8 protein-coding genes and 1 pseudogene are annotated in these 11,327 nt (G+C 66.4%); 4 read left to right on the top strand and 5 right to left on the bottom strand.

Annotated features, from left to right (window positions below):
• The 4 genes and pseudogenes from EOD07_RS08455 to EOD07_RS08435 form a co-directional block, all read left to right on the top strand.
• A pseudogene (locus EOD07_RS08455) lies at positions 1-254 on the top strand (MFS transporter); the annotation flags it as partial.
• A 16-nt stretch (positions 255-270) separates the two neighbouring features.
• Positions 271-2,721, top strand: a complete 2,451-nt coding sequence (nirB, locus tag EOD07_RS08450) for a nitrite reductase large subunit NirB (protein ID WP_127235040.1) — start codon at positions 271-273, stop codon at positions 2,719-2,721.
• A gap of 217 nt (positions 2,722-2,938) precedes the next feature.
• On the top strand, positions 2,939-3,268 hold the full coding sequence (gene nirD / locus EOD07_RS08440) for a nitrite reductase small subunit NirD (protein WP_127235035.1): 330 nt from the start codon (positions 2,939-2,941) through the stop codon (positions 3,266-3,268).
• A gap of 3 nt (positions 3,269-3,271) precedes the next feature.
• Positions 3,272-5,941, top strand: a complete 2,670-nt coding sequence (locus EOD07_RS08435; protein WP_127235033.1) for a nitrate reductase — start codon at positions 3,272-3,274, stop codon at positions 5,939-5,941.
• Positions 5,942-5,963: 22 nt separating this feature from the next.
• On the opposite strand, the gene EOD07_RS08430 is transcribed toward EOD07_RS08435, so the two are convergent.
• The 5 genes from EOD07_RS08430 to EOD07_RS08410 form a co-directional block, all read right to left on the bottom strand.
• Positions 5,964-6,950 (bottom strand): ABC transporter permease, encoded by a 987-nt coding sequence (locus EOD07_RS08430; RefSeq protein ID WP_040990235.1) that lies wholly within the window; start codon positions 6,948-6,950, stop codon positions 5,964-5,966.
• Positions 6,947-7,933 carry an ABC transporter permease gene (locus tag EOD07_RS08425; protein ID WP_127235030.1) on the bottom strand — a complete coding sequence of 329 codons (987 nt, stop codon included), beginning with the start codon at positions 7,931-7,933 and terminating at the stop codon, positions 6,947-6,949. The genes EOD07_RS08430 and EOD07_RS08425 overlap by 4 nt, the downstream gene beginning before the upstream one ends.
• A complete protein-coding gene (locus EOD07_RS08420) occupies positions 7,930-9,474 on the bottom strand; it encodes a sugar ABC transporter ATP-binding protein (protein WP_127235027.1) in 1,545 nt (514 codons plus the stop codon). Before EOD07_RS08420 ends, EOD07_RS08425 begins: the two co-directional genes overlap by 4 nt.
• Before the next feature lie 101 nt (positions 9,475-9,575).
• The gene (locus EOD07_RS08415) at positions 9,576-10,610 is read right to left on the bottom strand and encodes an ABC transporter substrate-binding protein (RefSeq protein WP_127235024.1); all 1,035 of its coding nucleotides are present in this window, start codon (positions 10,608-10,610) and stop codon (positions 9,576-9,578) included.
• A 72-nt stretch (positions 10,611-10,682) separates the two neighbouring features.
• The coding region (locus EOD07_RS08410; protein ID WP_164772128.1) for a sugar phosphate isomerase/epimerase at positions 10,683-11,327 on the bottom strand (645 nt) is incomplete at its 5' end.

Raw genomic sequence — 11,327 nt, 5'->3', positions numbered from 1 at the left:
AGCACATCCCCGTCTATTATCCGCAGAGCGTCGGCGCGGTCGGCGGCGTGGTGGGCATGATCGGCGGCCTCGGCGGCTTCATCCTGCCGATCGCCTTCGGCGCGCTGAACGACCTCACCGGGGTCTGGTCGAGCTGCTTCATGCTGCTCTTCCTGATCGTCGTCTCCTGCCTCGTCTGGATGCACGTCACCATCCGCCGGATGGAGCGCGCGGCCGAGGTCGAGAGCCCGTCCCTATCCTACGCCACCGAATAGATCGGAGCAGACCGACATGAGCGAGAAACTCGTCATCATCGGCAACGGCATGGCGCCCGGCAGGATGCTCGAGCACCTGCTGGAAGCAGCGCCCGATCGCTACGTCGTTACCATCTTCAACGCCGAGCCGCGCGTGAACTACGACCGCATCATGCTGTCGCCGGTGCTGTCGGGCGAGAAGGCGTTCGAGGAGATCGTCATCCATGGCGACGGCTGGTACATCAAGCACGGCATCACCCTCTACAAGGGCCACCGGATCGTCGCCATCGACCGGGAAGCGAAGACCGTCACCTCGGATCACGGCGTGACCGAAAGCTACGACAGGCTGGTCATCGCCACCGGCTCGGTTCCCTTCATCATCCCGGTGCCGGGCAAGGACCTGCCCGGCGTGCTCAGCTATCGCGATCTCGACGACGTCAACGCCATGCTGCTCGCCGCGCAATCACGGGCCAAGGCGGTCGTCATTGGCGGCGGCCTGCTTGGGCTCGAAGCGGCGGCGGGGCTTAAAGAACGCGGCATGGAGGTCACCGTATTGCACGTCATGCCGACGCTGATGGAGCGCCAGCTCGATCCGGCCGCGGGCTACCTGTTGCAGAAGGCCGTCGAGGCGCGCGGCATCAAGGTCATGACCAAGGCCAACACCAAGGCGATTATCGGCAACGGCAAAGTCGAGGGCGTCGAGCTTACGGACGGCACGATCATCCCGGCAACGCTGGTGGTGATGGCGGTCGGCATCCGTCCCAGCACCGCTTTGGCCAAGGACGCAGGGCTGGAGGTCAATCGCGGCATCGTCGTGGACGACCGCATGCGGACCTCCGATCCGGCCGTCATGGCGCTTGGCGAATGCGCGGAGGTCGGCGGCCATGTCTACGGGCTGGTCGCGCCGCTTTACGAGATGGCCCGCGTCGCGGCAGCCGGGCTGGCGGACGGCGAGGACAGGCGTTTCGTCCATTCCGATACGCCGACCAAGCTCAAGGTCACCGGCATCGACCTTTATTCGCTCGGCGACTTCGCCGATGGCGAGGATCGTGAGGAGATCATCCTGCGCGATGCATCCGCCGGCATCTACAAGCGCGTCGTGCTGCAGGACAACCGCATCATCGGCATGGTCCTGTTCGGCGAGACCGCCGACGGCGCGTGGTTCAACGACCTCAAGAAGAAAGCGACGGACATTTCGGAGATGCGCGACACGCTGATCTTCGGCCAGGCGTTCCAGGGGGGCGCTTCCTCGGACCCTTTGGCGGCCGTTGCGGCACTGGCGGATGATGCGGAAATCTGCGGCTGCAACGGCGTCTGCAAGGGCAAGATCACCGGCGCGATCACGGGCAAAGGGCTGACCGGGCTCGACGACGTGCGCGCCCACACCAAGGCCTCAGCCTCGTGCGGTTCGTGCACGGGTCTCGTCGAACAACTGCTGAGGCTCACGCTGGGCGAGGCCTACAATCCGGCGGCGGTGCAGCCCATGTGCGGCTGCACGCCGCTCGGCCACGACGACGTGCGGCGCCTGATCAAGGCGAAAGACCTGAAGACGATCCCCGCCGTCATGCAGGAGCTCGAATGGAAGACCTCCTGCGGCTGCGCCAAATGTCGGCCGGCGCTCAACTACTATCTCGTCTGCGATTGGCCGGACCAGTATGCCGACGACTATCAGTCGCGTTTCATCAACGAGCGCGTGCATGCGAACATCCAGAAAGACGGCACCTATTCGGTGGTGCCGCGCATGTGGGGCGGCGTGACCAGCGCCGGCGAACTGCGCGCCATCGCCGACGTGGTCGACAAGTTCGAGATCCCGATGGTCAAGGTGACCGGCGGCCAGCGCATCGACATGCTGGGCATCCGCAAGGAAGACCTGCCGGCGGTGTGGGCCGATCTCGGCAAGGCCGGCTTCGTCTCCGGCCATGCCTATGCCAAGGGCCTGCGCACGGTGAAGACCTGCGTCGGCTCCGACTGGTGCCGTTTCGGCACGCAGGATTCGACCGGTCTCGGCATCCGCATCGAGAAGTTCATGTGGGGCTCATGGACGCCGGCCAAGGTGAAGATGGCGGTGTCGGGATGCCCGCGCAATTGCGCCGAAGCGACCTGCAAGGATGTCGGCGTGGTGTGCGTCGACTCCGGCTACGAGATCCATTTCGCCGGTGCGGCCGGCCTCGACATCAGGGGCACGGAAGTGCTGGGCCTGGTGAAGACCGAGGACGAGGCGTTGGAGGTGATCGTGGCGCTCGTCCAGATGTACCGCGAGCAGGCCCGCTATCTGGAGCGCATCTACAAGTGGGCCAAGCGCATCGGCACCGCCGAGATCAAGAAGCAGATCCTGGACGACACCGAGAAGCGCCGCGCCTATTTCGAGCGCTTCGTCTTCAGCCAGAAATTCGCGCAGGTCGATCCGTGGTCGGAGCGGGTCTCCGGCAAGGACAAGCATGAGTTCCGGCCGATGGCCTCGGTCGGGTTCGCGGAGGCGGCTGAATAATGGAGATGTTTGCGCGAGGCACCCCCCTCTGGCCTGCCGGCCATCTCCCCCGCAAGGGGGGAGATCGGATGTCATCCCGGCTTTCGCCAATCTCCAACGGTGCTGGATTGGGCGGAGCGCCCAAGCTGCCAATCTCCCCCCTTGCGGGGGAGATGTCCGGCAGGACAGAGGGGGGTGCCTGGGCGCCTTCCTATCAGCCAAAGACGAGGACGGCCGCATGACCTGGACACCGATCGGCTCCCTTTCCGACATTCCGCCGCGCGGCGCGCGTTGCGTGGCCACTCCGCAAGGCAAGATCGCGGTCTTCCGCACCGCGGACGACCAGGTCTTCGCCATCGACGACCATTGCCCGCACAAGGGCGGGCCGCTCAGCCAGGGCATCGTCCATGGTGCGGCGGTGACCTGCCCGCTGCACAATTGGGTGGTCTCGCTGGAGACCGGCAAGGCGCTCGGCGCCGACGAAGGCTCGGTCAGGACAATCCCCGTCAGGATCGAGGGCGAACGGCTCTTCATTGCGCTTGAAGCGCTGGTCTCGAAAGCGGCCTGAGGCATGGCAGAGGCACGCGAGGTGAGGACCACCTGCCCCTATTGCGGGGTGGGATGCGGCGTGCTGGCCGAGATCGCCGCGGACGGCACCACAACCGTCCGCGGCGATCCCGAGCACCCGGCCAATTTCGGCCGGCTCTGCTCGAAGGGATCCGCCCTCGGCGAGACGCTCGGCCTCGAAGGCCGTCTGCTTCAGCCGGAGGTGCTCGGCAAGCCGGCGAGCTGGGACGAAGCGCTCGACCTCGTGGCCTCAAAATTCTCGCAGGCGATTGCCGAGCATGGGCCGGACGCGGTCGCACTCTACGTCTCCGGCCAGTTGCTCACCGAGGACTATTACGTCGCCAACAAGCTGATGAAGGGTTTCGTCGGCTCGGCCAATATCGACACCAATTCTAGGCTGTGCATGGCCTCGTCCGTCGCCGGCCACCGCCGCGCTTTCGGCGAGGACATCGTTCCCGGCGTCTATGAGGATTTCGAGCGCGCCGATCTCATCGTGCTCACAGGCTCCAACACCGCATGGTGCCATCCGGTTCTCTACCAGCGCATGCTCGTCGCGCGGAAGGAACGCGGAACCAGGATCGTCGTCATCGACCCGCGCCGCACCGCCACGGCCGACGAGTGCGACCTGCATCTGGCGCTCGATCCGGGCACGGACGTGCTTCTGTTCAACGGGCTGCTGGCACACCTCGTCCAGGCCGGAAAGATCGATGCCGATTTCATCCGCGACCATACGTCGGGCTTCGACGCCGCGGCGGCGCTTGCCGCCGCCGATGCGCCGTCGATCGCGCGTGTCGCGAAAGGTTGTGGGCTGGCGGCCGCCGATGTCCGGGCCTTCTACGATCTCTTCGCCGGGACCGAACGGACCGTCACGGTCTTCAGCCAGGGCGTCAACCAGTCGGCGCACGGGACCGACAAGGTCAACGCCATCATCAACTGCCACCTCGCCACTGGCCGCATCGGCAAGCCCGGCACGGGGCCGTTCTCCGTCACTGGCCAGCCGAACGCCATGGGCGGGCGCGAGGTCGGCGGTCTGGCCAACCAGCTTGCCGCGCATATGGACTTTGCGGATCCGGCCAACATCGACCGTGTCTCGCGCTTCTGGAACGCGCCCAACATCGCGCGGCGCGGCGGCCTGAAGGCTGTCGACATGTTCCAGGCGGTCGCCGAAGGCCGCATCAAGGCGCTGTGGGTGATGGGCACCAATCCCGCCGTCTCGATGCCGGATGCGTCGCGCGTGCGCGCGGCGCTAGCCAAATGCGAGTTCGTGGTGGTCTCGGATGTGACCCGCACCGACACCACGCGCTACGCCGATGTGCTGCTGCCCGCCGCCGCCTGGGGCGAAAAGGATGGCACGGTCACCAATTCGGAACGGCGGCTCTCACGCCAGCGGCCGTTCCTGCCGCCGCCGGGCGTGGCGAGGGCCGACTGGCGCATCGTCTGCGAGGTCGCCGCCCGCATGGGCTTTGGTGACGCCTTCACCTACCAGACGCCGGCCGAGATTTTTCGCGAGCATGCGGCGCTTTCCGCCTTCGAGAATGGGGGCGGGCGCGTGTTCGATATCGGCGGCATGGCTGACCTCAGCGATGAAGACTATTTCGCCTTCACGCCGTGTCATTGGCCCGTGTTGGAGCGAGGCGAGCAGCAGACACGATTGTTCCGCGATGGCCGCTTCCCGACGCCGGACGGCCGCGCGCGTTTCGTGCCGGTGCGGCAGGAGGCAATGGCTTTCGCGGTCGACGCGGACTACCCGCTTGCCCTCAACACCGGCCGGCTGAGCGATCAGTGGCACACCATGACGCGCACCGGGAACGTGCCGCGTTTGATGGCGAACGCGCCGGAACCGGCGGTCGAGCTCCATCCGGCGGATGCGGCCGCGCACCGTCTCAAGGATGGCGATCTCGCCCATCTGTCGACCCGCTTCGGCTTCGTCCGCGCCAGGGTGCGCGTGACCGAGGCGCAGCGGCGCGGCCAGGCCTTCATGCCCATGCATTGGAGCGGCCAGTTCGCGGCCAGGGCCGCAGCGGGCCTTTTGTCCTCGCCAGTCACCGATCCGCATTCCGGCCAGCCGGAGTTGAAGCATGTCCCGGCCAGGATCGTGCGCGAAAACACCGGATGGACCGGCGTGCTCATCACGCGCCGCGATCTGAGGCCAACGGGCTTCGTCCACTGGAGCCGGCATGCGGTCGAGGGCGGCTGGGTCTACGAGCTGACCGGAACCGAGCCGCCGGACCAGGGGATTCTCCTGGCGCGCAAGCTGCTCGGCGTGCAGCGACGGGATCAGCTCCTGGAGTACACCGATCGCCGCGGCCTTGCTTATCGCGCCGCGGCGATCGACGATGGCGGCGCCATGGCGGAAGCCCTGCTTGCCGCCGCTCCGGACCAATTGCCGGCGCGGGATTGGCTGGTGTCGTTGCTTGCCACGCGCCAGCCGCTGTCCACGGCCGATCGTCACGCGCTTCTGTCGGGACGCTCGCCGGTGCCCATGCCGGCCATCGGGCGCGTCGTGTGCGCGTGCTTCCATATCGGCGCCAACCAGCTTGCGTCGGCGGTGGCTTCCGGGTGCGACAGCCTCGAAGCGATCGGCTCGACATTGCGCGCCGGCACCAATTGCGGCTCATGCCGCTCCGAGATCCAGGCGATCATCGACGCCCGGCACATTCAAGCGGCAGAGTGAACCGTTCCTGTCACGGCCGACTTCAGCGGTCCTCGACGATCCGCAGATACGCCGCCGTCACGAACAGCACGATGAAGCCGAACAAGATGCGGCGGCCGCCTTCCGGCATCTGCAGGATGGTGAGCAGCGTCGTCAGCACGGTCAGGATCAGCGCGCCGATGATGGTGCCCGTGTAGCCGCCGCGACCGCCGAAGATCGAGGTGCCGCCGATGACGGCGGCTGCCACCGAAGGCAGCACCAGCGGTTCGGCGAGCGAGAGCGATGGCGCCTTGATCAGGCCGATATAGAGCAGGCCGGTGATGCCGGCGAGCAGGCTGGAAAGCACGTAGAGCGCCGTGATCACCTGCCAATAGCGCACGCCTGACAGGCGCGCGGCGCGCTCATTGTCGCCGACGGCATAGAGCAGACGGCCGAAGCCGGTGCGGTTCAGCATGAAGACGATCAGCACGGCCACCGGCACGAACAGGAGAAGCGCGTTGGGGAAGCCGTAGGTGACGCCGGTGCCCAGCCAGTTGAGGAAATCGGGAATCTTGGCGCCGGAAGCGATCACGGTGCGCTGGTAGACCTGCAGGAAGCCGGTGCCGATCAGGCTGGTGCCGAGCGTCATGATCAGCGGATGGACACGGAACACGCCGACGCCGATGCCGTTGACGAGGCCGATCAGCACGGCGGGCAGCATGGCGAGCAGAAACGCCACCGCCGGGTCCTGGTTGACGATCTGGGTGGCCATGATGAAGGCGCTCATCGTCGCCACCGTGCCGACGGAAAGGTCGATGCCGCCGGTCAGCATGGTCATGGTCTGGCAGCCGGCGAGGATCGCCAGCGGGATGGCGAACTTCGCCGTGTTGGCGAGCCAGCGCTCGTTGACGATGCCGGGGCGCAGCACCTGCAGGATCACCACGAGGATGATCAAAAGGATGATCAGCGGGATGAGCGGCCGGTCCGCCATGAAGCGCTTCAGGCGCCGGCCGAACGAGACAGGCTGGGGCATGGTCGCGATGTCGGTCATGGCGTTGCTCCCGCCGGGCGGCTGCGCATGGTGATGAAGGCGCCGAACATCACGACCGCGACCATGATCAAACCCTCGATGATGGCGGTGACGTTCGGATCGATGGCCAAGAGCGTCAGGTCGGTGCGCACCAGCCTCAGCACGAAGACGGCGATGATCGGCCCGAGCAGGCCGCCCTTGCCGCCGCCGAGCGCGACGCCGCCCAGCACCACGGCGGCGACGCTGGCGAGCAGATAAGGCCCGGGGATCGGCGCGCCGATGCCGGTGCTGATGGTGAGCGACAGGCCGCCAAGTGCTGCGAACAGGCCGGACAGCGCATAGGCGATGATCCTGGTGCGCGCCACCGGCACCCCGCTGCGGAAGGCGGCAAGCTCGTTGCTGCCGATGGCGTAGATGGAAAGGCCAAGGCGCGAGCGCCTGAGCGGAATCCACACGATGCAGAGGCAGACGACGAGCAGCACCAGCGCCTTCGGCACCCAGGCGTCGGCCCAATCGGGAAGGCCGGGGATCGGCACGGTGCCGACGACGCTTGCCTTCAGCCATTCGGCGGCGGCGCCGCCGGGCGCTTCAAGCACGAGCAGCGCCGCGCCCTGCAGCACGAACAGCATGGCCAAAGTGACGACGATGTCGGGCACCCGGGTGACGACGATGAGGATGCCGTTCAGCGCGCCGAGCGCCAGCCCCATCGCCAGCACGAAGGGAACGACGAAGAGTGCGTATTCCTCGCTGGCGCCGTTCATCATCGAGGCGGCGGTGACGCTGGTCAGGGCCATCATGGCGGCGACCGACAGGTCGATGCCGCCGGCGATGACGACGACCGTCTGGGCGGCGACGGCGAAAGCGTAGGGTAGGACTGCCCGCGCGAGCGAGCCGAAATCGCCGCTGCCATAGCCCGGCTGGATCAGCTTGGTGACGACGAAGAGGAAGATCAGCAAGGCGAAGAGGCCTGCCACCCAGCCCTGGTTGCGGAGAAAGCGGCTCATGACGCGGCCTCCGCATCGGAAGCGGGTTTGACCTCGGCAAGGATGCCGACATCGGCCTTGGCACCGCGCGGCAGGCCGTAGGCGGCCCGCATCAAGGCCGGCTCGTCGGCCTCTTCGACCGGGAAAGTATCGACGACGCGGCCGCCGAAGATGACGATGACGCGGTCGCAGACACGCTGCACCTCTTCCATCTCGGATGTGTAGAACAGCACCGATTTGCCCTGGCCGGCGAGCTCGCGCAGCAGCTTGTAGATCTCCTGCTTGGTGCCGACATCGATGCCGCGCGTCGGGTCGAAGCAAAGGATGGTGCGGGCGTTGGCCGCGATCCAGCGGGCGATGGTCACCTTCTGCTGGTTGCCGCCGGAAAGGCGCTGCACCTCGCCCTGGGCGCGGGTGTCGATCTGCAATCTGCCGATGGCGCCCGAAACCACCACCTGTTCGCGGCGCATGCGGATCGGCCCCCATTTGCGCAGCGCCGCGCTGAAGGGCAGGGCGATGTTCTCGCGCACCGAACGCTGCATGGCCAAAGCCTCGGTGCGGTCGCCCGGCACATAGGCGATGCCAGCCTGGATGGCGTCGCTCGGATGCGAGAATTTCACCGGCGCGCCGTCGACGTCGATGCTGCCGCCGGTCGGGCGGATCGAGCCGGCCAGCGCTGCGAAGAGCTCGTCCTGGCCCTGGCCCTCGAGCGCAAAGACGCCGGCGACCTCGCCATTGGCGAGATCGAAGGAGACGTCGTTGAGCTTGGTGCCGAGCTGCAGGTTGCGGACCGACAGGCGCGGGCGGCCACCGCCGGCAATCGCTACATCGTTTGCCGCGCGCGCGGCGACGCGTGTCTTCTCGATGCGGGCACCGAGCATCATCTCGACTATTCTTTCCTCGATGCCAGGCTCGATGTCGACGACACCGACCGTGGAGCCGTCGCGCAGCACGGTGGCGCGGTCGCAGAGCGCGGAGATCTCGACGAAACGGTGCGAGATGAAGATGACCGAGCGGCCGGCGTCGCCCTGGCGGCGCACGACCTCCAGCACCTTCTCGGCAAGGTTCGCCGGCAGGGCCGCGGTCATCTCGTCGAGCAGAAGCACGTCGGGTTCGACGGCAAGCGCTCGGGCAAGGTCGAGCACGCGCAGGATGGCCAGCGGGATATGGCGGGCGGTCTCGCGAATATCGAGGTCGGGAATGCCGAGCTCGCGCACCCAGGCCCGGAAGGGCTCGACCGGCGTGCCGGTCAGCCGCAGGTTGGACAGGACGTCGAGATCGGGGATCAGCGAAGGTTCCTGGTAGACCGGCAGCAGGCCGGCGCGGCGGGCGGCGGCCGGCGAGCGGACATCGAGCTGCTGGCCGCGGATCAGGATGCGCCCGGCATCCGCCTTGATCGCCCCGGTCAGGATCTTCACCAGCGTCGACTTGCCGGCGCCGTTGGCGCCCATCAGCGCATGCACTTCGCCCGGCAGCACCGAGAGCGAGGCGTTGCGCAGCGCGGCAACGGCGCCGTAGTTCTTCGCCACGCCGGTGGCGTCGAGGAGAGGGTTGGCGGTCAAGGCGTTCTCGATTTAAAGGCTCAAATTATGCGTGCCAAATCAAATGGCAAGGACGCCAGACCTCGGTCCGGCGTCCTCACGCTTGCGTTCGGATCAGGCGCTTACTCGCCCGGGCCCTTGCAGGCGACGATCTGATCCTTGGTGTAGGTCGTCCAGTCCGGGATCGAGATCGAGACCGGCCATTCGGGGCTGAGCGAGGGGTCGACGACGCTCTTCAGCTTGGCCTTGCCTTCGTCGGTGGCGTTTTCCCAGAGCTGCGGCTCGACCAGAACGGTCTGCTGCGCCGGCTTCTTGCCGTCGAGGATTTGCAGGGCCAGGGTCACGCCGGCGCCGCCGATCGAACCGGGATTGGTGACGGCAGCGCCCACCAGGCCCTTGACCGAGCTCAACTGGCCGACGAAGCCGGCATTGTCGGCGCCGACCACAGGCACCATCGGCGCCTGCTGCTCGACCAGCGCGTCGACGATGACGTTGTCGATGCCCGAGGTCCAGATGCCGTTGATCGGCGTGCCGGTGGCGAGGAAGGACAGGATCTGCTGCTTGGCCTGGTCCTGCTGCCAGCCGGTGAACACTTCCTGCGCGACCTTCACGTCGGGGAATTCGGCCAGCGCCTTCTTGAAGCCTTTGTCGCGATCAGAGTCGGCCGAAGCGCCGGCGGCGCCGCGCATGTAGAACACCTCGCCCTTGCCGCCCATCTGCTGGAACAGCCACTTGGCGCCGAGATAGGCGTATTGTTCCTGGTTGTTGGAGATGATGTAGGCGGACGGTTCCGTCACCGCCTGGTCGACGGCGACGACGACGATGCCGGCCTTGGTGGCTTCTTCCAGGCCGGCCTTGATACCGGCCGGATCGGCCGGGTTGACGACGATGGCGTCGACCTTGGCGCTGATCAGGTTGCGGATGTCCTCGAGCTGGCCGGCGGCGTCGGTGTTGCGGTGGGCGATGTTGAGCTTCGCCACCTCGCCGGAAGCGAGCGCCTGCGCCTTCATCGCGCAGATCATCTCCTCGCGCCAGCCATTGCCCTGCACGGTGTTGGAAATGCCGATCGTGTATTTGCCTGCGGCGGTCGAAACGCCCGCCGAGGCAAGCAAGGCAGCGCCCGCTAGCAGCGAGGCCACGGTCAGATGTTTTTTCATTTCTATACTCCTCCACATTGATCTTTTCAGTTCAGTTCCAGGGCTCCGATGCGATCGGAGCCAAGCTTTTCGTCATTTGATGAAGGGGCGCAGCACGTCGCGGGCAAGCAGGAAGCCGCGCTTCACCTTTTCGTCCGTCCCCTCGAAGCGCCGGTCCTCATGCTCGATGATGACCGGCCCGTCATAGCCGGCCCGGTAGAGGCCCGAAAAAATCCTGCTCCAATCGATGTCCCCAAGCCCCGGCATGCGCGGCACCTGCCAGCCTATGCCAGCGGAAAGGATTCCGCGCTCGTACAAACCATCATGATCAATCATCAGGTCCTTGGCATGCACATGCAGCATGTTTGCGCCGAACTCGCGGATGAAGCGCTCCTGGTCGATCATCTGCCAGACGAGATGCGAGGGGTCGAAATTCATGCCGACATCGCCGCCCCAGGCTTCGAGGATGCGGCGCCAGACATTGGGCGAATAGGCGATGTTGTGCCCGCCCGGCCACTCGTCATAGCTGAAGATCATCGGGCAGTTCTCGAAAGCGAGCTTCACACCATGCTCGCGGGCATGGGCGATGATCGCCGGCCAGATTTTTTGCGCGTCTTCCCAATTGGCGTCGACATTTTTCGAGGCGTCGCCGCCGCAGAATGTGTTGACCAGCGGGACCCCCATGCGGCTCGCCAGCACGATCACCTTCTTCAGGTGATCGATCACAGCCTCGCGATG

It is taken from the genome of Mesorhizobium sp. M2C.T.Ca.TU.002.02.1.1 (assembly GCF_003997225.1).
The sequence above is the reverse complement of the archived record's forward strand: the minus strand, read 5'-3'. Positions and strand labels throughout refer to the sequence as shown.